We start from the raw sequence: 21,661 nt of genomic DNA on the forward strand, positions 1-21,661 counted from the left end.
CAAACCTTTATGAACCAAACGGCGACGGGCCGACCAACCCGTGAATATAGCCGATAATGCCCAGCAGAACGATCGACGCGACAAAGAACATCGCATCCTTGCCGTAAGTGCCCGGCTCGCCCGGTGTCCAGTCCGGCTCGGATTTGTTGATCACGATCACTTCGACCACCGCCCAGGCCAGCAAGCCGCCGAACAGGACGATTGAGGCCAGATCACCATTGACCAGCAAATGCGCAAAGGCCCAGAGCTTCATGCCGCCCAGCATCGGGTGACGCAGCTTGTTCAGCAGACGACCCTTTTGGCCTGCGGGGCTCATCATATAGATGGCGATCAGCACCAACAGGTTGTTGACGTGGATCAGAAAGGTCGGCGGCGACCAGATTGGGATGAAATCGGTCATGCGATAACCGAAGATCATCAACAGGATTGACGCCAGCAGTGCCAGCGCCACCGCGCCGGCACCGCCTTTGCCCATCGCCGCGCGCTGGTCCGGCATCACGCGTTTGAACAGATGTGCGGCCCACCAGAGCGCCACACCAAGAATCAGAAGAACAAAGCCCATGCTGGCTTACCCCGCTTGCAAAGCTGAAATCGCCTCTGCTTTTGCCAGAATTTCACGGGCGGTTGCAACGTGCAGGTTTTCCACGATCTTGCCATCGACGACCGCGACGCCCTGCCCTTGTGCTTCGGTCTCTTCAAACGCGGTGATCTGGCGGCGGGCCAGATCGATTTCCTCATCCGATGGGGCGAAGGCGTCGTTAGTGACATCGACCTGTGCGGGATGGATCAGGGTCTTGCCGTCAAAGCCCATATCGCGGCCCTGCGCGCATTCGGCCGCCAGGCCTTCGCTGTCCTTGAAGGCGTTATAGACGCCATCTACGATGATCAGCCCCTCGGCCTTGGCGGCTAACAGGCACAGGCCCAGCGACGTCTGCAACGGCAGGCGGTCTGGGCGGAACCGTGTTTGCAATTCCTTAGCCAGATCGTTGGTGCCCATGACGAAGCCCGCCATCTGCGGATGCGCGGCAATTTCGGCGGCGTTCAGCATCCCGCGCGGCGTCTCCATCATGGCCCAAATCGGCAGATTACCGGTTATTGCGGCCAACGCATCCACATCTGCGGCAGAATTCACTTTGGGCAGCAGAACCACATCCACGTCCATGTCCCGCACGGCTTGGGCATCGGCCCGGCCCCATTCGGTATCTAGGCCATTGATTCGTACGATCTTGACCCGCGCCCCATAACCGCCAGCAGCCAAGGCAGCCCCGAGCGTTTCACGCGCGTTGTTTTTTTCGTCCGCCGTGACCGCATCTTCGAGGTCAAAAATAACCGCATCAACAGGCAGGTTGCGGGCCTTGTCCAACGCCCGGTCTTTGGAACCAGGAATGTACAATACGGAACGGTAGGGTCGCTGACGGGGGTCCATTGGCTTCGGCCTCTTGAAATAATGTTGCGCAGAATGGGGCATTTTCTGCAGGAAAGTTCAAGCGCAAACTTGCCGCACCGCAGCATTAACGACGCAACGTGCGTTCCTTTAACCGTATTTCGGTCTGCACCGGTCACCGTCTTGGCAGATCGCAATCAAAAGGGTTCACCGATGAGCAAGACGCTGTTCAATATGACAATGGGGCTGGGTATCATGGTTCTGGCCGCCCAGCAGATGCAGGCTCGAAGCTATGCCCCCCGCGACGAGGTCATAACTCGACTGGCCGAGACTTATGGCGAAACGCGTAAGAGCATTGGCATCGCCCGACAAGGTGCGGTGATGGAAGTCTTTGCCTCTGATCAAAGCGGAAGCTGGACTATTACTGTGACATTACCGGATGGAATGACCTGCCTTGTGGCTTCGGGCCAGTCCTACGAAGATATGGCCGAAGCACTGCCGCCCAATGTCTAGCTCAGGGCCTCCCAGATCAGTTTTGTTCCGGTCAGCATCAGCAAAACGTAGGCAATACCGAAGAACAGGCGTTCGGATATCATGAAATGCGCGCGCACACCCAGCCATGCACCAAGCACGGCAAATGGAGCCAGCAACAAGTCGGCCAGCGCAGTGTGCCATGTGAACAGACCCAGATAGGCATACGGAATGAATTTAGCGACATTGATGACCCAGAAGACCAGCACAGTGCTCGCCTGAAACTCGGTTTTCGACAGACGCTGCGAGATCAGATAGACGGCGGCGGGTGGACCGCCCGCATGACTGACAAAGCTGGTGAATCCGGCGACCAACCCCGCAAAAATTCCCGCATATGGCGGCAGACGATTGGCAAAGCCGCGGATCCAGCCCTTTCTCTGGGCCACATGCCAGATCACGAACCCCACTGAAATTCCTCCGATCAGCAGGCGCAGAAGGTCGTCATTCGTGGCGCGATACAGCCAGGCGCCCACTGCCACACCCGGCACTGCCCCCACGATCAGCAGGCGTGAATCCGGCCAGCTCCAGCGTTTCCAATAGGGGCCCAGCGTAGCGACGTCGATTACCATCAGAATTGGCAACATCAGTGCAAGCGCCTGTCCCGGTGTCAGGATCAGTGCCAGAATCGATGATGCGGCAAACGCCACCCCCGAGCCAAACCCACCCTTCGAGATGCCGGCGAAGATCACAGCAGGGATCGCCACGGCAAAAAACATCAGGTCCATCTCGAACATGCGGTGTCCCGTAAATATGCATGAGTCACAGGCGGTTTAGCGCAATCGGTAGGAGACATGCAAACGGTATGCGGTGGCATGCCGCGCCGCAGAAGGCTTGCGCAGCGCCGGTTTTAGGACTAGCAAAACCGCGATTTCAATACCGACCGGAGATTTTCCAAATGGCCAGACCCAAGATCGCGCTGATCGGCGCAGGTCAGATCGGCGGCACGCTCGCCCACCTCGCAGCAATGAAGGAACTCGGTGACGTCGTGCTGTTCGACATCGCCGAAGGCACTCCGGAAGGCAAGGCGCTGGATATCGCAGAATCCGGCCCTTCCGAAGGGTTCGACGCCAAGCTGAAAGGCACCCAGTCCTATGAGGACATCGCAGGCGCCGACGTTTGCATCGTCACCGCCGGTGTCCCGCGCAAGCCAGGCATGAGCCGTGATGACCTGCTGGGCATCAACCTGAAAGTCATGAAGTCGGTCGGTGAAGGCATCGCCGCCAACGCGCCCGATGCTTTTGTCATCTGCATCACCAACCCGCTGGACGCGATGGTCTGGGCTCTGCGTGAATTCTCGGGCATGCCGCACAACAAGGTCTGCGGCATGGCGGGCGTTCTGGACTCGGGCCGTTTTGCCCATTTCCTGTCAGAAGAGTTCAACGTGTCCATGCGCGACGTCACTGCCTTTGTTCTAGGTGGCCACGGCGACACCATGGTTCCTTCGGTTCGTTATTCTACGGTTGCGGGCATCCCGCTTCCCGATCTGGTCGAGATGGGCTGGACCACACAAGAGAAACTGGACGCAATCGTGCAGCGTACCCGAGACGGCGGGGCTGAAATCGTTGGCCTGCTGAAAACAGGTTCGGCTTTCTATGCGCCTGCCACATCGGCAATCGAAATGGCCGAAGCCTATCTGAAAGACCAGAAACGCGTCCTGCCCTGCGCCGCTTATTGCGACGGAGAGCTGGGTGTCGAAGGCATGTATGTCGGCGTACCCACCGTGATCGGCGCAGGCGGTATCGAGCGTATCGTCAACATCAAGCTCAACGAAGAAGAGCAGGCCGGTTTCGACAACTCGGTCAACGCCGTGAAGGGTTTGATCGAAGCGTGTAAAGGCATTGACAGCTCTCTGGCCTGATCCGCCTAATACCGTTAAACAGTGCCCGGCTCACCTTTGGTGGGCCGGGTCATTTTTTGGAAGATTGCCATGTCGCCCCAGGGATTTGTGATTGCCGCAAGCGGTAAGGATTACATCGAAACAGCAGTGGCAGCGGCTCGGTCGTTAAAGGTCGCCATGCCGGATGTACCGGTCGACCTGTTCACCGACCTCGAAAACATCCCGGGAACAGAAGTGTTTGACCAAATCCACATGCTGGACAAAAGCTGGTTCCGACCCAAGTTCGAAAGCCTTGTGCGGTCCCGGTTCGAAAAGACGGTCTATTTGGATGCCGATGTGCGCTGTCTGGCAGATATGTCGGATATCTTCACCGTCCTGGAGCAGTTTGATATCGCGATGGTCCATGACCCTTTGCGCAACTCGGCCCATGCGCAACGTATTTGGAAAACTCCCCTGCCCAACGCATTTCCCCATCTCAATGGTGGGCTGGTTGGCATTCGCACTTCGGACGCAGTGCTGGATTTCCTGCGAGATGTACAAGAGACTATCATCTCGGAAAACCTGACCTCAGATCAGGCGCTGATCCGCGAAAAGCTGTTTGCCAGCGCGTTGCGACTGGCAGTTCTGCCACCCGAGTACAACTTCCTCGATTATCGTCAGGCCGAGATGTTTGGTTTTCTGCACAGCGCCCCGCGCCTGCTGCATCACTACAAATTTCACAGCCGTCATGACAAGCGGCTGGACAGCGCTAGAACTGTCGCCGGTTTGGTAGGGCCCGATCTCGAACGTCATATCAACAGCCTTATCGAAGCCGACGCACAGCTCACGCCCGGCGCGTCGAAAAAAGTCCGACCACTGGTTGACAAAGGCTTGTTGGGCAAACTGCGCAAACTGGTGATGTCTGTGAAAAAGGGTATCGTCCGCCTCAGACGCGGATAGGTTAGCGCTAGCTTGAAAACGTCATATTCTATTGGGTGAATTTCCCGACGAATCAACGCTCAATACCGACTCAAGTTTTGTGATCACACCCTGAAATGCTGTGATCACAAATAATGAAAATCTTCGTGAAAAACCTACTCAACATCAAAAAAGCCTTTAAACTTACCTCTTAGACACGCCTATATCGGTCAATCGTAGTCAGACGGGACAGTTTCGATGAACATTCACGAATATCAGGCCAAAGCGCTTCTTCGCAGCTATGGCGCCCCGGTTTCCGACGGTCGCGCGGTCCTGCGCGCCGAGGAAGCTAAAACCGCAGCCGGTGAGTTGGACGGACCTCTTTGGGTCGTCAAAGCGCAGATCCACGCGGGCGGCCGCGGCAAGGGGTCTTTCAAGGAATCCGATGCCGGGGAAAAAGGCGGCGTCCGTCTGACCAAATCGGTTGAAGAGGCCGCCGAGGAAGCCAAGAAGATGCTGGGGCGCACGTTGGTCACCCATCAAACCGGCCCCGCAGGCAAACAGGTCAACCGCATCTATATCGAAGCAGGGTCCGGCATCGAAACGGAATTGTACCTGGCCCTGTTGGTAGACCGCCAGACCAGCCGCATCTCATTCGTCTGCTCGACCGAAGGCGGCATGGATATCGAAGAGGTGGCCGCAGCCACGCCTGAGAAAATCTTGTCCTTCTCGGTTGACCCAGCCACCGGTTATCAGGCCTATCACGGCCGCCGCATCGCATTCTCACTGGGTCTGCAGGGCGCACAGGTCAAACAATGCGTCAAACTGATGAGCCAGCTCTATGCCGCCTTCGTCGAGAAGGACATGGAGATGCTCGAGATCAACCCGCTGATCGTCTCCGACAGCGGCGACCTCAAGGTGCTGGACGCCAAGGTCGGCTTTGACGGCAACGCGGTCTACCGCCACCCCGATATCGCCGAGTTGCGCGACACCACCGAGGAAGACCCCAAGGAACTGGAAGCCTCGAAATACGACCTGAACTACATCGCACTGGATGGTGAGATTGGGTGCATGGTCAACGGTGCCGGTCTGGCCATGGCGACGATGGACATCATCAAGCTGTATGGGGCCGAACCTGCCAACTTCCTCGACGTCGGCGGCGGCGCCACCAAAGAGAAAGTCACCGAAGCGTTCAAGATCATCACCTCGGACCCGCAAGTCAAAGGCATTCTGGTCAACATCTTCGGCGGTATCATGCGCTGTGACGTCATCGCCGAGGGCGTTGTCGCCGCGGTGAAAGAGGTCGGTCTGCAGGTTCCGCTAGTCGTGCGTCTGGAAGGTACGAACGTTGAGAAGGGCAAAGAGATCATCAACACCTCTGGCCTGGACGTGATCGCAGCGGACAACCTGAAAGACGGTGCCGAGAAGATCGTGAAGGCGGTTAAGGGTTGAGGCTTAGTTTGAAGGGTGCGCACGAACTTTATGCTCCCCTTCAGTCCGCGAAGAATACACGATTTCTCTAAGGCCAAATGAATGAAACTTGTTACTTACTCTGTAATAGCTCTTGGATGTTTAGCAGGTTGTACCACCTCTTCTGCTACGCAACCCAACGCGTTCGAAGAAGTCAGTATGCTGTTCGAAACAGTTTGCATGGCTGGTTTGGGAAACCCCGGAAAATCAGCCAGCATACTGCAAAGCTCTGACCTCGAGCGAATCTCGGATACTTCCGAGGGCGGAACGCGGTACTTCAGTGAACCAAACTGGATATATGCTGTTACTGGTATCCGAACATCCGAGTTTAATTCACGAGGCAAGGCCACCTATGACTACTGCTACGTAACTTCGGCAAATGTCTCAGTTGCTGAAGTCGAAGAAATTCAAAACCAGATGGCTGCAAAGTACATCAAAAAGAGTTCTGAATACCAAGTAAGCAGAACGTCTTCGAGAAATACGTTGCGTGTAGAGAAACCAATCGCGGGACGGCAAGTTTACGTTGTCTCCGGGCAACCTCCCAAACAACCCGCTGGGCAAAAATACTCGTCCATCGAACTCCAACAGATTAGATAGCTAACGAAGGAGCCACGAAAATGGCAGTCCTCATCGACGAAAATACCAAAGTGATCTGTCAGGGCTTTACCGGCTCGCAGGGCACATTCCACTCTGAACAGGCCATCGCCTATGGCACCAAGATGGTTGGCGGCGTGACCCCCGGCAAAGGCGGGATGACCCACCTTGACCTGCCCGTGTTCAACTCGGTCCACGAGGCCAAGCACGTGACCGAAGCCAACGCATCGGTGATCTATGTGCCGCCGCCGTTTGCGGCGGACTCGATCCTCGAAGCGATTGATGCCGAGATGGAAGTGATCGTCTGCATCACCGAAGGCATCCCGGTTCTGGACATGATGAAGGTCAAGCGCGCTCTGGAAGGCTCAAGCTCGCGCCTGATCGGTCCGAACTGCCCCGGTGTGATCACGCCTGACGCCTGCAAGATCGGCATCATGCCCGGCCACATCCACAAGCGCGGCTCGGTCGGCGTTGTGTCGCGGTCTGGCACCCTGACCTATGAGGCCGTCAAGCAGACCACCGATGTGGGTCTGGGCCAGTCCACCTGTGTGGGCATCGGCGGCGACCCGATCAAAGGGACCGAGCATATCGACGTGCTGGAATGGTTCCTGGCCGATGACGAAACCGAATCGATCATCATGATCGGTGAGATCGGTGGCTCGGCCGAGGAAGAAGCCGCGCAGTTCCTGGCGGATGAGGCCAAGAAGGGCCGCAAGAAGCCCACGGCGGGTTTCATCGCAGGCCGCACGGCCCCTCCGGGCCGCCGCATGGGCCACGCGGGCGCGATTGTCGCCGGCGGCAAAGGCGGTGCTGAGGACAAGATCGAAGCCATGCGCGCCGCCGGTATCGTCGTGGCCGAAAGCCCGGCGCAGCTGGGTGAGGCTGTGCTGGAAGCGATTGGGTAAGTGATTGCTCTCCGGGCATACGCTCTGAGGGCTACGCCCGAAAAGAGGGTGGGCGAAAAACGCCCGCCCTTCTCGCCTTTGGCGTATTTTTGGTCTCTGCTTTTAGCAGTAACTTTAGCATTCTCTGCATCAGAGCAAGCCGAAGCAAAAGTTTGTAGCGTTCTTATCGGCTGGACAAGCGAGGGACAATTCATCCGGGACGAGGCTTGCGAGACTCACTACATCGCCAAAGAAAGAGGGTTTTCCGAACTCAAATTGTCCGGAAGCCAGAAGTACCAGTTTCGCTTTCGAGCAAGTAAAGACTCCACCAAGGATGTGATCGTGAAACGCGTTGGTTATGTTTGCGGATTGGTTGGCAGCGACAGCGCTGTTTTCACTGCCAATCGAGGTACGCGGAACGCTCTTATCGTATCTTTTTCCTGTAATGGAATAGTTGGGTGATTGACCAGATATGACCTTCTCCGACGCCATCCGCACCTGCTTCGCCAAGTTCTTCACCTTCTCGGGTCGCGCCTCGCGGTCTGAATATTGGTTCTTTTTCCTGTTCATCATGATCTGGAGCATCATCGCCGGGATTATCGACGCGCAGTTCTTCACGCAAGTCGCTGTGACTGAAACCGAGACGTCCAGATCCGTGTCCGTCACGTCTTCGCAGCCTGTGCAGGGTATTGTTGGTCTAATCGTGTTCTTCCCGCATCTGGCCGTCGCATGGCGGCGGATGCATGATACCGGGCGCAGCGGGCTGTATGCGCTGCTGCCAATCCTGCTGTTCTTTGGCGCCGGGGCCGTACTGGTCTTTGGCATCGGTCTCGCCTCGCATTTCCAGCATGGTGGCAATCTGGACATCCTGTTCACCCGCGCCACACTGCTGATCGTCGTTCCTACATTTATAGTCCTGTTTGTTTCTCCCCTTCTGGTGCTGTGGTGGCTGGCCCGACCCAGCCAGCCTGGCACCAACCAATACGGTCCCAATCCTTCAGAGGTCCCTCAATGAACCTGCTGAGCGTAAACTCTCTACAAGCGGCCCCTGTAGCCAGAGGGGCCATCTGACATGGTTTTGGTTTGCCATGAGCATAAGTTTGTCTACCTCAAGACGACAAAGACAGCGGGAACCTCTACCGAGATAGCGCTTCAGCCTTTATGCGAAGAACCCGGTCTTCCGCGGCTTGAAAATGGGCAAATCCGCGTATCGAAATACGGTATTGTCGGTGCTCGTGGGAAAACTGCAAGTTTGGTCCGGCCAAAATGGCAGTTCTGGCGCAAATACGCATGGCGCAACCATATGCCTGCGAAACAGGTTCGAGCCAATCTTGGGGCAAAGACCTTTGATTCCTATACAAAGATCGCCAACGTACGAAATCCATTCGATCGTGCTGTATCCGACTACCACTTTCGGAAACATCAGCAAGGATTGCCCTCGGAAGACCCGCAGACCGAAATTGCTCAGTTCAAAGAGTTCATTCGGTCAAAGGCCTGGGGCAATAACTGGGACATAGTCTCGATCAACAACAAGCTGATCGTGGACAAGTTCGTCCGCAAGGAAAACCTGCAGTCAGATCTGAATGAGATTTATCGATCCTTTGGGCTGCCGGAAGACAGCTTTGAATTGCCGCACGAAAAGTCGATGGCCGAACGACGAAAAGGCATTCCGGTGCCCGATTATTTCGACGCAGATACGATAGACATCGTTCGACGAAGAATGACCTGGGTATTCGAGGCCGGAAACTACCCCGAAGATCCACAAAACTAAATCCTACCAAATCCGAAATCGCATTTGAGGTCCTACAATGACCGAACATTCGCCCAACTCTGCCTTCCACGCCTCAAGCTTTATGCAGGGGCATAATGCCGAATATCTGGAGCAGCTCTACGCCCAGTATTCCAAGAACCCCGGCGCGGTGGATGCCGCCTGGGCCGAGTTCTTCAAGGCCATGGGCGACGCCTCGCCTGATGTCCAGCGCGAGGCCGAAGGGCCTTCGTGGGCGCGGTCCGACTGGCCGCCGATGCCGACGGATGATCTGACCGGTGCGTTGACTGGCGAATGGGCCGAGATCGACGCCAAGGCGGCGGGCAAGAAGATCAAGGAAAAAGCCGCCGACAAAGGTGTTGCCGTCAGCGAAGACCAGATTAAGCGCGCAGTTCTGGACAGTCTGCGGGCGCTGATGCTGATCCGGGCCTATCGTATTCGGGGTCATCTGGCCGCCGATCTGGACCCGTTGGGCATGCGGGCTGCCAGCACGCATCCGGAATTGGACCCCAAGACTTATGGGTTTACCGATGCCGATATGGATCGCCCGATCTTTATCGACAACGTGCTGGGCTTGCAGATGGCCAGCATGCGCCAGATCGTCGAGATCGTGAAACGCACCTATTGCGGCACCTTCGCGCTGCAATACATGCATATTTCGAACCCGGAAGAGGCTGCCTGGCTGAAGGAACGGATCGAAGGCTATGGCAAGGAAATCGCGTTCACCAAAGAGGGCCGCAAGGCCATCCTGAACAAGATGGTCGAGGCCGAAGGGTTCGAAAAGTTCCTGCACGTGAAATACATGGGCACCAAGCGCTTTGGTCTGGACGGCGGCGAAGCACTGATCCCCGCGATGGAACAGATCATCAAACGCGGCGGGGCCCTAGGCCTGAGCGATATTGTCATCGGCATGCCACACCGCGGACGTCTGAACATTCTAGCGAATGTAATGGCCAAGCCATACCGCGCCATCTTTAACGAATTCCAGGGGGGCAGCTTCAAGCCTGAGGACGTGGATGGCTCGGGCGATGTAAAATACCACCTGGGCGCCTCAAGCGACCGCGAATTTGACGGCAACAGCGTACACCTGTCATTGACCGCTAACCCAAGCCACCTTGAGGCGGTGAACCCTGTTGTTCTGGGCAAGGTCCGCGCCAAGCAGGATCAGTTGAACGACACCGACCGGACCAGAGTCATGGCCATTCTACTGCATGGCGATGCGGCCTTTGCCGGTCAGGGTGTCGTTGCCGAAGGATTCGGCCTGTCCGGCCTGCGCGGTCACAGGACCGGCGGCACCATGCATATCGTGGTGAACAACCAGATCGGCTTTACCACTGCACCGCATTTCTCGCGCTCCAGCCCTTATCCCACGGATATCGCACTGATGGTTGAAGCCCCGATCTTCCACGTGAATGGCGACGACCCCGAGGCGGTGGTACACGCAGCCAAGGTTGCGACCGAGTTTCGCCAGAAGTTCCACAAGGACGTGGTTCTGGATATATTCTGCTATCGCCGGTTCGGGCATAACGAGGGCGACGAGCCCATGTTCACCAACCCGATCATGTACAAGAAGATCAAGACCCATAAGACCACGCTGTCACTGTACACGGAGCGGCTGGTCAAGGACGGGTTGATCCCCGAAGGCGAGATCGAAGATATGAAAGCCGCCTTTCAGGCCCATCTGAATGATGAGTTCGAAGCCGGCAAAGACTATAAGCCCAACAAGGCCGACTGGCTGGACGGGCGTTGGGCGCATCTGGATAAGAACAAAGACGAATATGTTCGCGGCGATACTGCGATTGCACCAGAAACCCTGGCCGAGGTTGGCGCATCGCTAACCCGGGCCCCCGAGGGATTTGCACTCCATAAAACTGTCGGCCGCCTGCTGGACCACAAAAAGCAAATGTTCGAAACCGGCAAAGGCTTTGACTGGGCCACGGGTGAGGCGCTTGCCTTTGGATCATTGCTGACCGAAGGCTATCCAGTTCGCCTGTCGGGACAGGACGCGACGCGCGGTACGTTCAGCCAGCGCCATTCCGGCTTTATCAATCAGGAAACTGAAGAGCGGTACTATCCACTGAACAACATCCGGGCTGGTCAATCACAATATGAGGTGATCGACTCGATGCTGTCGGAATACGCGGTTCTGGGCTTTGAATACGGCTTTTCTCTGGCTGAACCCAACGCTCTGACCCTGTGGGAGGCGCAGTTCGGCGATTTCGCCAACGGTGCGCAGATCATGTTCGATCAGTTCATCAGCTCGGGCGAAAGCAAATGGCTGCGCATGTCCGGTCTGGTGACCCTGCTGCCGCACGGGTTCGAAGGGCAAGGGCCTGAACACTCGTCCTCGCGTCTGGAACGCTTTCTGCAGATGTGTGGTCAGGACAACTGGATCGTAGCCAACTGCACGACGCCTGCGAACTACTTCCACATCCTGCGCCGTCAGCTGCACAGAACCTTCCGCAAGCCTCTGATCCTGGTGACACCGAAATCTCTGCTGCGCCACAAGCTGGCGATCAGCACGGCCGAGGATTTCACCACCGGCTCCAGCTTCCACCGGGTGCTGTGGGACGACGCGCAAAAGGGTAACTCGGACACAACCCTGGTCAAGGATGACAAAATCAAACGGGTCGTGATGTGTTCCGGCAAGGTCTATTTCGACCTGCTGGAAGAGCGTGACGCGCGCGGCATCGACGATGTCTATCTGATGCGGATCGAACAGTACTATCCGTTCCCCGCGCATTCGCTGATCAATGAACTGGAACGGTTCAAGGGAGCCGAAATCATCTGGTGTCAGGAAGAGCCCAAGAACCAGGGTGCATGGTCTTTTATCGAACCCAATATCGAATGGGTCCTGACCCGGATCGGCGCCAAACATACCCGCCCGGTCTATGTCGGCCGCGCCACCTCGGCCTCACCTGCGACAGGTCTGGCCAGCCAACATAAAGCCCAACAAGAAGCGCTGGTGAACGAAGCGCTGAGCATTGAAGGAAAGTAATGATGTCCATTGAAGTTCGTGTTCCCACGCTGGGCGAATCCGTTACCGAAGCCACCGTTGCCACCTGGTTCAAGAAACCCGGTGATGCAGTCGCGGTCGATGAAATGCTGTGCGAGCTTGAAACCGACAAGGTCACGGTCGAGGTCCCCTCGCCCGCCGCTGGCGTGATGGGTGAGGTTGTCGCCGCCGAAGGCGAAACCGTTGGTGTTGATGCCCTGCTGGCGACAATCGTCGCCGGAGAAGGTGCCGCCCCGGCCCCAGCCGCCGCACCTGCGCCTGCCGCAGCACCGGCAGCCTCGGGCGGCAGCATTGATGTGATGGTGCCCACGCTGGGCGAATCCGTGACCGAAGCGACGGTCTCGACCTGGTTCAAACAGGTCGGCGACAGCGTCGCTCAGGACGAGATGCTGTGTGAGCTGGAGACCGACAAGGTCTCGGTTGAGGTTCCCGCCCCTGTGGCGGGTGTTCTGGCAGAAATCGTTGCCCCTGAAGGCGCAACTGTAGACGCCGCAGCCAAGCTGGCGGTGATCTCGGGTTCAGCAGCAGGGGCAGTAGCCGCTCCGGCAGCACCCGCTGCGGGCAGCAGCGATGGTGGTGGCAAAGACATAGCCAACGCGCCTTCGGCTGAGAAAGCCATGGCCCAGGCTGGCCTGTCCGCCGATCAGGTCACGGGAACCGGACGCGACGGACGTATCATGAAGGAAGATGTGGCCAAGGCAGTCGCGGCCCCAGCGCCCGCTGTCGCGGCACCCGCACCTGCGACCCAGGCACCACGCGCACCCGTTGCTGCACAGGATGCCAGCCGCGAGGAACGTGTGCGCATGACACGCCTGCGCCAGACCATCGCCAAACGCCTGAAAGACAGCCAGAACACCGCCGCCATGCTGACCACCTATAACGAGGTGGACATGACAGAGGTGATGGCCCTGCGCAACCAGTACAAGGACCAGTTCGAGAAGAAACACGGCGTCCGTCTGGGCTTTATGTCCTTCTTCACCAAGGCCTGCTGTCATGCACTGAAAGAAGTGCCCGAAGTGAATGCCGAGATTGATGGCACCGACATTGTCTATAAGAACTTTGTGCATATGGGTGTCGCCGCAGGCACGCCGACCGGTCTTGTTGTTCCGGTCATCCGTGATGCAGATTCGATGTCATTTGCCGCGATCGAAAAGGCAATCGCCGAAAAGGGCAGGCGCGCCCGTGACGGCAAGCTGAGCATGGAAGAGATGCAGGGCGGCACCTTCACCATTTCGAACGGCGGCGTCTATGGCTCGCTGATGTCCTCGCCGATTCTGAACCCGCCGCAGTCGGGTATTCTTGGTATGCACAAGATTCAGGACCGTCCGATGGCCATCAACGGTGAGGTCAAGATCCGCCCGATGATGTATCTGGCTCTGTCCTATGACCACCGGATCGTGGACGGCAAAGGTGCTGTGACCTTCCTAGTGCGCGTGAAAGAGGCACTGGAAGACCCACGCCGCCTGCTGATGGATCTATGACCATGGCAACTCATGTACTCTGGCAGGCTGACGTTGCTGATTTTGATGTCTGGCTGAAAGTGTTTCGCGAAGACAAGCCAATGCGGGAGGCCGCGGGTATCCGCGACCTCCACATCTGGAAAGACCCCGATCAGCGTGATCATGCGGTTGCAATGTTTGAGGTGGTTGATCTTGAAAAGGCCCTGAGTTTCTTTGATTCTGAGGAATTGGCCATGCATCACGAACGCGGCGGGATCGCGCATATTCAGGTGAAGCTTCTGACGCCAGTTTAAACCGATTTATCGCATCCGTTCCTAGTGCGAGGAAACAAGCTGAATGACCACGGAATTGACCGTCTTGTCGCTGGCAGCCCTTCTTTGGGTCGCTCAATTTGTCGCCTATTTGATCTCTGGCCACGGCAAGGTCGATGTGCTGCACGCGTTGGGACCTCGTGATACCCCGTTTGACAAACCTGCTGCAATGGGACGTCTGCACCGGGCGCTTAGCAACCATTCCGAAGGGTTGGTTTTGTTCGCTATCGCATCTTTGGTCATTACGACCTCGGGGCAATCCAGCGCTTTTACTGCCGCATGTAGTTGGGTCTACCTGATCGCACGCGCTTCCTATGTTCCGGCCTATGCATTTGGCTGGACACCATGGCGTACGGTGATCTGGATGATCGGGCTGCTGGCGACCACTGCAATGCTGTTGGCAGCTGTGTTTTGATTCGAGCTGCCGCATAGATTATTCAATGGGGGTGCATTGCGCAGACAAGCGTATCCGACCCCACCAAATACAAGGACCGGACAAATGGCAAACTATGACGTCATCGTAATCGGAGCAGGCCCCGGCGGCTATGTCTGCGCCATCCGCTGCGCGCAGCTGGGGTTGAAAACCGCCGTGGTCGAAGGGCGTGAGACGCTGGGCGGCACCTGCCTGAACGTGGGCTGCATCCCGTCTAAGGCGTTGCTGCATGCCAGCCATCAGCTGCACGAGGCCGAGCATAACTTTGCCAAGATGGGCCTCAAGGGCAAAAGCCCTTCAGTCGATTGGAAGCAGATGCAGGCCTATAAGGACGAAGTCATTGACGGCAACACCAAGGGCATCGAATTCCTGTTCAAGAAGAACAAGATCGACTGGCTGAAAGGCTGGGGTTCGATCCCGGCCGCTGGGCAGGTCAAGGTCGGTGATGAGGTTCACGAGGCCAAGAACATCATCATCGCGTCCGGGTCCGAGCCATCCGCACTGCCTGGTGTCGAAGTGGACGAAAAGGTTGTCGTGACCTCGACCGGTGCGTTGGCGCTGGGAAAAATCCCGAAAAAGATGGTCGTCATCGGCGCAGGTGTGATCGGGCTTGAACTGGGCTCGGTCTACAGCCGTCTGGGTTCCGAAGTCACGGTGATCGAATTCCTCAAGGAAATCACCCCGGGCATGGACCCTGAGGTTCAGAAAACCTTCCAGCGCATCCTCAAGAAACAGGGCCTGAACTTTGTCATGGGTGCTGCGGTGCAAAAGACCGAAGCCACCAAGACCAAGGCCAAGGTGACTTATAAGCTGCTGAAGGATGACAGCGAGCATGTGATTGACGCCGATACCGTCCTTGTCGCTACTGGGCGCAAACCGTTCTCGGATGGTTTGGGGCTGGACGCTTTGGGTGTTGAAATGACACCCCGCGGTCAGATCAAGGTAGGCGCCGATTGGCAGACTAACGTGCCGGGCGTCTATGCCATCGGCGACGTGACTGAAGGCCCGATGCTGGCGCATAAGGCCGAAGACGAGGGCATGGCCGCCGCCGAACAGGTTGCGGGCAAGCATGGGCATGTGAACTATGGCGTCATTCCGGGCGTGATCTACACCTGGCCCGAGGTCGCCAATGTCGGCGAGACCGAGGCGACACTCAAAGAACAGGGCCGTGCCTATAAGGTCGGAAAGTTCATGTTCATGGGCAATGGCCGCGCCAAGGCGAACTTTGCCTCGGATGGATTCGTCAAGATTCTGGCAGACAAGGAAACCGACCGCATTCTGGGCGCGCATATCATTGGCCCGGCTGCGGGTGATTTGATTCACGAAGTCTGCGTGGCGATGGAATTCGGCGCCTCGGCCGAAGATCTGGCGCTGACCTGTCACGCGCATCCGACATATTCCGAAGCGGTGCGTGAGGCGGCCCTGGCCTGCGGTGACGGGCCAATTCACAGCTAACAAAAGGACCCCGGTGACTAGGTCGCCGGGGTCAACCATGCATCCAGATAGACCCTCAACCGGTCGGTAAAACCGGTCGAGGCGTGCAAGGCGCAGAACTTCAGGGACATGGCCTGAATGGCAAAGGCCTGAACACCTTCGGCCAACAGCTCGGTCGGAATGTCCTGTCGGACATCCGCAGCGTCAAGCCACATCATCACCACACGAAAGTAGCGCTCAAAGCAATATGCGATCGGTCCGATATCGGCGATAGCCGTCGCCCCCGAATATCTTATCAACAAGTCAAAGACATACCGTTCGGATGTCATGAAGCTGTGAACCGGCTGCAGGGCGGTCATGATATCATTCACCGATTTGGGCGCGGTCCCAGCCTCGGCCTGATCGAGGCAGGCATTCAGCCGATCTGCGATCAGAAGCTCCATCAAGGCATCCTTGTCGCGAAAATGCGCGAAGAACGTCCCTTTGGCGACGCCAGCGCTCTGGACGACCTCTTCTACCCTCAGCGCTTCGTATCCGCTGTTTTCAATGAGCGCCTCGGCAGCCGCCAAAAGCCGGGCCCGAGTTTTGAGAGTTCGTTTCTGGGGTGGTTTTTGCATATGGTTAGCTCGCATGTTTTTTGACCATGGTCAAATTTTTATTGACCGTGGTCACTTTCCGATTCTATAAGTGACCACGGTCATTTTCAGGAGAGCCCCATGCAACCGAAGAAAATACTTGTCCTCGACGGACACCCCGCCGATAGTAGCCTGTCGCGGACCTTTGCCGAAACTTATGCCGACGCCGCCCGAGGCAAGGGACATGACGTGCGTCTGGTCCATCTAAGCGAGATGCAGTTCGACTTTGATTTTGGCCAGGGCAATTATCACGATTTCAAACCGCTAGAACCGGTTCTTGAGCAGGTATTGCAAGATTTCGAATGGAGCGAGCACCTGGTCTTGACCACGCCAATGTGGTGGGGCGGATTGCCCGCAAAGCTCAAAGGTCTGATCGACCGGATGTTCATCCCCGGACGCACCTTTGACACGCGAAACACCACTAAGATTGGATTGCCCGCCCCAATGCTGAGCGGACGCACCGCGCGCGTCATTCTGACATCAGATACGCCGGGTTGGTTCATGCGCCTGATCTATCGCCAAGCCTTGATCCGCCAGGTACGCGATCAGATATTGGGATTTGTTGGCTTCAAGCCGACCCGGTTCACCTATTTTGCCGGGGCAAGTTATCCCAAACCGGGTCACGTGGACCGCTGGGTCAGCAAGATCGCCAAGATCGGAGCCGCCGCGGCTTGAGGGCGTTTGCGTCACTATGCCCAGCCGAAACCACCGCCAAGGCGTTGCCGGGCACAGGCGATCAGCGGATCACGTCAGGCCGGCAACCACCGCAGATGCTCGCTATTTGACCGAATGGCGACTGGCGGCATCTGCATCGGGCGCTTGGTAAGACGATGGCCGCCGTTTCTTGTTCAGAATACGCCACGCATCTCTGAACGGCAGGAAATAGAGCTTCATGCAGGTGTCCATCTCGTGCCCCTTGTCCTTCTCGGTCACGCCGAATTTCACGTCCCTGTTATCCTCGGGCATGATGTAGGTGCCGAACAACACATCCCAGAACGGAAACATGAAGGCGAAGTTTTTGTCCAGATGGTCCGGGTGGCAACTGTGATGCACGTGGTGATGCGCAGGCGAGGGAAAAACTTTCGACCACACACCCGGCCAACGCAACCAGATATGGGAATGTCGCAGATTATAGCCTCCGACATTGAACAAGAACATCAGCACCGGAACGCCCAGCAATGCCGGCATGTTCGGCTGGTACCCTAACAGTCGAAACGCAAACCCGGTTACTGCGCCGGCACCAAACCCAATCGCAACATTGTAGAGGATATTGTCTATGGGATGTTCGCGAAAATTCGACAACGGGTGCATCACCTCGGCGCTGTGATGAACTTTGTGAAATTGCCACAACAGCGGGACCTTGTGCTGCAGGTAATGGGCTGCGTAGCCGATGAAATCCATAATCAGGAATAGAATGAGCATGTAGGTGAAGGTAGCCAAAGCCCCCAACCAGCCAACCAAGGGCTCTGCCCGGGGTGAGTTATTGGGGTCAAGCCCACCGCTTGCCCATTGATAGGACAAGGCGGCTGATCCGGCCAGCAGACCCAATATCAGGAAATGCCCGATCAGTTTGTGGAAAAAGAAATAGCGGATATCGAGCCATGCCGAAGGGTGGTCCCAGACCTTGCGGGGAAACAGAAACCCGAGAAAGCTACTCTCTCCGTCTACATGTGACGCGTTTCTGCGCTTCACGGCATAGATGGTGAAGGCAATCAGCAGAGAACTGCCAACATAGACATAGAAAATCCGGTTCGTGGGATCCAAAGGAGACGTAAACACATAGCGGGCGTGGTTCAGGAAAGAATCCCAAACTGAACTAAGCTGCTCCATTGACGGCTCCTGTATTCTGTATTTGCCTCACGGTTATCTACTTACTTACCCGTGTGACGATTCTTTGACCAAACCTTGATAAGTAAACAGGCTACCACATCGTTTTTGCGGCGCGTTGCCCCCAGGCCTCATCATATTGCGTGCCACCTTCCTCGCCGTCTGACGCTTCGGCCAGGATTTCACCCATTGTCGGCAATATGGCGGCTTCATCCCCGCTGCTCCAAGTCCGCGCACGCATCAGCGCACGGGCACACTGAGTGTAGACCTCGGTAATGTCGATGACGATCACGGTGGCCGGAAGCCTGCCTTGTTTTTCGAACCGGGTTCGAAGGTCTTGGTCCGCCGTCAGTCGGGCCGACCCGTTGACGCGCACAACATTGTTCGACCCGGGGACCATGAACATCAAGGACACACGCGGATCGCGCACGATATTGCGCAAGCTGTCCAGCCGGTTGTTTCCGCGCCAGTCGGGCATCGCCAATGTCTTTGGATCCAGTTCCAGAACCACCGGACCATCATCGCCACGTGGGCTGCCATCGACCCCTTCGGGCCCTACCGTACTGAGGACGCATAGCCGCGAAGCCATGACCCATTGCCGGTACAGAGGCGTCAACCGGTGCGCTACTTTACGCAATGATGGGGCGCCCGGTGCGCCGTAATGTCCCTCAAGCGTTTCGATATCGTCAATGAACTGCATCAGGATCAAACCCCACTTCTGTCATCAAAGCGTTCGAGCGCGTCTCGATCACATCTTCCAATCGGTCCAGAAAGCGCGCACGTTCGACGCCGGGTTCGATCGGATCAAGGAAGTCGACGATCGCAAGGCCGGGTTTGCGCATCACGCCGCTGCGGGGCCAGAACACTCCGGCATTTGTTGCAACAGGTACGCAAGGGATTCCCAAGCCTTCGTACAGGACGGCAGTTCCAACCTTATACGGTTTGTGAACGCCGGGCGCGACACGGGTGCCCTGCGGATAGATCACCAACTGGCCAGGTTCTGTAAATTCCTTTGCCACATCCTGGACCATCTTGGCCACAGCAGCGCCCTTCTTGCCGCGATTGACCGGGATGCACCCCAGGCGGCTGGCGTAAAGCCCAATGACTGGCGTCCACAGTAATTCGCGCTTCATAATGAACTTGCCATGAGGAATCGCGCTAAAGATCATGATGATATCGAGGAAAGACTGGTGTTTGGCCCCGATGACCACCTCGTCCACTGGCACAGTCCCGCGAACTTCGCATCGAATACCAACCATCCAACGCGCCAACCACATGGTTGTGCGCGCATAGGTCTTGCATGCATGTAACGCTCCGCGCTTTGCAAACATGGCGTAAGGAGCAAACACGAGGCCAAGGACCAGCATCCACATGTAGATCACGATCATGAAGACCAGTGAGCGGATCCATTGAATTGGAGTGGCCATTACGAAAGCTCCTTCAATTTGCGGTTTGCCGCAGTCCATGTGGCTAGAAAGGCCACCGCAGCACCCAGTACCGGGATGAGGGCTGGCAACAGCCACCCTGCCCCCTGAAAGCCCAGGCCCGTCAGAAAGCCGCCCTCGTCCGACGATGCCTCGGGCAGCAACAACACACCTGTCATTCCGAACAGCACACCAACCATCGCGCCAAAAAATGCGCGGTAGGTGAAGCGGCGAACAAACGCATTGGCAATAAATCGATCCCGGGCCCCGACAAGACGCAGCACTTCGATAATCTGCGCGTTGGCTGCCAGCGACGCATTGGCCGCCAATGTGATCATGGCGGCGGTCGCTCCGCCAATCAGAAGGATTGAGACCCAGCCAAGCCTCCAGAGCGAGCGGGCCGCATCAACCAAAGGTTCGCGCCAGCGCGAGTGGTCGTCCAGTACGGCTCCGGGCACCTCGGCCCCAAGACGCAGGCGCAATCCTGCTGCATCCAGACCTGGCTCACCTTCGAAAATTTCGATCAACTGCGGCACGGGCAGCGTGTCCAGTGGCAAATCCGGGCCAAACCAAGGCGACAACAGCGCAATCTGCTCCTCGATGGTCAACGCCCGGGCAGAGGCGACACCGGGTGTTTGCGACAACACCGTCAGCGCGGTTTCAGTCTGGGCGGCCATCTGGTCGGCCGGGGCATTGATCCGCACCGTGGCAGCGCCGGCAAGTTCGCTTGCCCAGCGGTCTGCCACTCGCCCCGACGCCAATGACAGAGCCAGCGCGAACACCGCAAGAAAGCCCATCGCACCGGACACGAACAGTGTGAGATGTGCAGTATAGCCAGTGGGCGGAACAACTCGGTCGGCACGACCATCACGTTTCAACAGGTTGCGGAAAGTTTCCACGTTCATAGATCCGCCCCCGCCAGTTGAATTTGGCGCTGCGAGATGCGCAAAACACGCGCCTGCACCTGGCTTTTCGCCGCACGGATCAGGCTAAGATCATGGGTCGCAATCAAGACTGTCTTGCCCATCTTGTTCAACTCGACCAGCAGGCGCAAAAGTCGCTGAGACATTTCCCAATCCACATTGCCCGTCGGCTCATCGGCCAGCACGACATCCGGCGACAGCATCACCGCACGGGCCAGCGCCGCACGCTGGCGTTCACCGCCTGACAGCTCTGGTGGCAGCGCGTCAAGACGCGCACCCAGCCCGACCCAGTTTAACAGATCTGACAGATCTGTTTGCTCGGCAATTTCCGCCTTACCGGATACCATCAACGGCAAAGCGACATTCTCGGCCAAAGTCATGTGATCCAGAAACCGGCAATCCTGATGCACCACACCTATCCGGCGGCGCATCAGGGCCATCTGATCGCGGTTAAGGCGGGCGATATCCTGATCGAACACGCTCAGCCTTCCCGATGTGGGCAGCAATGCGCCATAGCAGAGCTTTAACAGGGTTGTTTTGCCAGCACCGGACGGCCCGGTCAGGAAATGAAACGACCCCGGTTGAAGCTTAAGCGATACGTCGCTCAGCAATTCACCTCCACCATAGGTGTAGCTGACATGGTCCAGCTCGATCACGGGGGCCCCCAATTTTTGTGCCGCTCTTCTTGCCCCAGCGCGGTTCAGGTTTCAATGCCCGTACCGGGTCCAAATGGTGACACTTGGCCCGCGAAACCGAAAACGCGCTTTGCTGTTTGGTTCTAACGGAATATCATTCTTAAAAAAACTATTATCAGGCCAACCCCCGGCCCGGAG

General features: G+C 57.1%; 24 protein-coding genes. 15 read left to right on the forward strand and 9 right to left on the reverse strand.

What is annotated here, in order from left to right; translation table 11 throughout:
• Positions 1-7 precede the first annotated feature (7 nt).
• On the reverse strand, positions 8-562 hold the full coding sequence (locus AC2FIC_RS11490) for an NnrU family protein (RefSeq protein ID WP_496688977.1): 555 nt from the start codon (positions 560-562) through the stop codon (positions 8-10).
• A 6-nt stretch (positions 563-568) separates the two neighbouring features.
• A complete protein-coding gene (locus tag AC2FIC_RS11495; protein ID WP_496691793.1) occupies positions 569-1,426 on the reverse strand; it encodes an HpcH/HpaI aldolase/citrate lyase family protein in 858 nt (285 codons plus the stop codon).
• Between the two features lie 171 nt (positions 1,427-1,597).
• Here AC2FIC_RS11495 and AC2FIC_RS11500 point away from each other — a divergent pair, with 171 nt between their 5' ends.
• Positions 1,598-1,897, forward strand: coding sequence for a hypothetical protein (locus AC2FIC_RS11500; RefSeq protein WP_496691794.1), 300 nt, complete (start codon positions 1,598-1,600; stop codon positions 1,895-1,897).
• Here the strand turns inward: AC2FIC_RS11500 and AC2FIC_RS11505 are convergent.
• Positions 1,894-2,649 carry a sulfite exporter TauE/SafE family protein gene (locus AC2FIC_RS11505; RefSeq protein ID WP_496691795.1) on the reverse strand — a complete coding sequence of 252 codons (756 nt, stop codon included), beginning with the start codon at positions 2,647-2,649 and terminating at the stop codon, positions 1,894-1,896. The genes AC2FIC_RS11500 and AC2FIC_RS11505 overlap by 4 nt on opposite strands.
• A 161-nt stretch (positions 2,650-2,810) precedes the next feature.
• Between AC2FIC_RS11505 and mdh the strand changes: the two genes are divergently transcribed.
• From mdh to lpdA, 13 genes are all read left to right on the forward strand, one after another.
• Positions 2,811-3,773, forward strand: a complete 963-nt coding sequence (mdh, locus tag AC2FIC_RS11510) for a malate dehydrogenase (protein ID WP_142635480.1) — start codon at positions 2,811-2,813, stop codon at positions 3,771-3,773.
• A 69-nt stretch (positions 3,774-3,842) separates the two neighbouring features.
• Positions 3,843-4,691: a putative nucleotide-diphospho-sugar transferase gene (locus tag AC2FIC_RS11515; protein ID WP_496691796.1), complete on the forward strand. Its 849-nt coding sequence runs from the start codon at positions 3,843-3,845 to the stop codon at positions 4,689-4,691.
• Between the two features lie 216 nt (positions 4,692-4,907).
• On the forward strand, positions 4,908-6,101 hold the full coding sequence (gene sucC / locus AC2FIC_RS11520) for an ADP-forming succinate--CoA ligase subunit beta (protein WP_496691797.1): 1,194 nt from the start codon (positions 4,908-4,910) through the stop codon (positions 6,099-6,101).
• A gap of 81 nt (positions 6,102-6,182) precedes the next feature.
• The gene (locus tag AC2FIC_RS11525; protein ID WP_496691798.1) at positions 6,183-6,716 is read left to right on the forward strand and encodes a hypothetical protein; all 534 of its coding nucleotides are present in this window, start codon (positions 6,183-6,185) and stop codon (positions 6,714-6,716) included.
• A 20-nt stretch (positions 6,717-6,736) separates the two neighbouring features.
• Entirely contained in the window at positions 6,737-7,618 is an 882-nt protein-coding gene (gene sucD / locus AC2FIC_RS11530; protein ID WP_496691799.1) for a succinate--CoA ligase subunit alpha, read from the forward strand.
• A 48-nt stretch (positions 7,619-7,666) separates the two neighbouring features.
• The gene (locus AC2FIC_RS11535) at positions 7,667-8,059 is read left to right on the forward strand and encodes a hypothetical protein (protein WP_282021640.1); all 393 of its coding nucleotides are present in this window, start codon (positions 7,667-7,669) and stop codon (positions 8,057-8,059) included.
• A 10-nt stretch (positions 8,060-8,069) separates the two neighbouring features.
• Positions 8,070-8,612 carry a DUF805 domain-containing protein gene (locus AC2FIC_RS11540; protein WP_282021641.1) on the forward strand — a complete coding sequence of 181 codons (543 nt, stop codon included), beginning with the start codon at positions 8,070-8,072 and terminating at the stop codon, positions 8,610-8,612.
• A 57-nt stretch (positions 8,613-8,669) separates the two neighbouring features.
• On the forward strand, positions 8,670-9,368 hold the full coding sequence (locus AC2FIC_RS11545) for a sulfotransferase family 2 domain-containing protein (RefSeq protein ID WP_496691800.1): 699 nt from the start codon (positions 8,670-8,672) through the stop codon (positions 9,366-9,368).
• Between the two features lie 37 nt (positions 9,369-9,405).
• Positions 9,406-12,363, forward strand: coding sequence for a 2-oxoglutarate dehydrogenase E1 component (locus AC2FIC_RS11550; protein ID WP_496691801.1), 2,958 nt, complete (start codon positions 9,406-9,408; stop codon positions 12,361-12,363).
• Between the two features lie 2 nt (positions 12,364-12,365).
• Positions 12,366-13,862, forward strand: coding sequence for a 2-oxoglutarate dehydrogenase complex dihydrolipoyllysine-residue succinyltransferase (gene odhB / locus AC2FIC_RS11555; protein WP_496870170.1), 1,497 nt, complete (start codon positions 12,366-12,368; stop codon positions 13,860-13,862).
• Positions 13,863-13,864: 2 nt separating this feature from the next.
• Positions 13,865-14,134, forward strand: a complete 270-nt coding sequence (locus AC2FIC_RS11560; protein ID WP_142635953.1) for a hypothetical protein — start codon at positions 13,865-13,867, stop codon at positions 14,132-14,134.
• Between the two features lie 43 nt (positions 14,135-14,177).
• Positions 14,178-14,567, forward strand: coding sequence for an MAPEG family protein (locus tag AC2FIC_RS11565; protein WP_496691803.1), 390 nt, complete (start codon positions 14,178-14,180; stop codon positions 14,565-14,567).
• A gap of 84 nt (positions 14,568-14,651) precedes the next feature.
• Entirely contained in the window at positions 14,652-16,040 is a 1,389-nt protein-coding gene (gene lpdA, locus AC2FIC_RS11570) for a dihydrolipoyl dehydrogenase (RefSeq protein WP_496691804.1), read from the forward strand.
• 17 nt (positions 16,041-16,057) lie between these two features.
• Here lpdA and AC2FIC_RS11575 read toward each other — a convergent pair whose 3' ends face one another.
• A complete protein-coding gene (locus AC2FIC_RS11575; protein ID WP_142635458.1) occupies positions 16,058-16,636 on the reverse strand; it encodes a TetR/AcrR family transcriptional regulator in 579 nt (192 codons plus the stop codon).
• 99 nt (positions 16,637-16,735) lie between these two features.
• On the opposite strand from AC2FIC_RS11575, the gene AC2FIC_RS11580 reads away from it, so the two are divergent.
• Positions 16,736-17,329, forward strand: coding sequence for an NAD(P)H-dependent oxidoreductase (locus AC2FIC_RS11580; RefSeq protein ID WP_142635456.1), 594 nt, complete (start codon positions 16,736-16,738; stop codon positions 17,327-17,329).
• Positions 17,330-17,431: 102 nt separating this feature from the next.
• Here the strand turns inward: AC2FIC_RS11580 and AC2FIC_RS11585 are convergent, their stop codons facing one another.
• From AC2FIC_RS11585 to AC2FIC_RS11605, 5 genes are all read right to left on the reverse strand, one after another.
• A complete protein-coding gene (locus AC2FIC_RS11585) occupies positions 17,432-18,484 on the reverse strand; it encodes a sterol desaturase family protein (protein ID WP_496691805.1) in 1,053 nt (350 codons plus the stop codon).
• Between the two features lie 91 nt (positions 18,485-18,575).
• The gene (locus AC2FIC_RS11590) at positions 18,576-19,181 is read right to left on the reverse strand and encodes a pyridoxamine 5'-phosphate oxidase family protein (RefSeq protein WP_496691806.1); all 606 of its coding nucleotides are present in this window, start codon (positions 19,179-19,181) and stop codon (positions 18,576-18,578) included.
• Complete coding sequence (locus AC2FIC_RS11595) at positions 19,168-19,908, reverse strand: lysophospholipid acyltransferase family protein (protein ID WP_142635450.1); 741 nt, start codon at positions 19,906-19,908, stop codon at positions 19,168-19,170. The genes AC2FIC_RS11590 and AC2FIC_RS11595 overlap by 14 nt, the downstream gene beginning before the upstream one ends.
• The gene (locus tag AC2FIC_RS11600) at positions 19,908-20,810 is read right to left on the reverse strand and encodes a cell division protein FtsX (RefSeq protein ID WP_496691807.1); all 903 of its coding nucleotides are present in this window, start codon (positions 20,808-20,810) and stop codon (positions 19,908-19,910) included. Before AC2FIC_RS11600 ends, AC2FIC_RS11595 begins: the two co-directional genes overlap by 1 nt.
• Positions 20,807-21,484 (reverse strand): cell division ATP-binding protein FtsE, encoded by a 678-nt coding sequence (locus AC2FIC_RS11605; protein WP_142635446.1) that lies wholly within the window; start codon positions 21,482-21,484, stop codon positions 20,807-20,809. Before AC2FIC_RS11605 ends, AC2FIC_RS11600 begins: the two co-directional genes overlap by 4 nt.
• Positions 21,485-21,661 lie beyond the last annotated feature (177 nt).

Source organism: Ruegeria sp. CDSC079 (assembly GCF_059610505.1).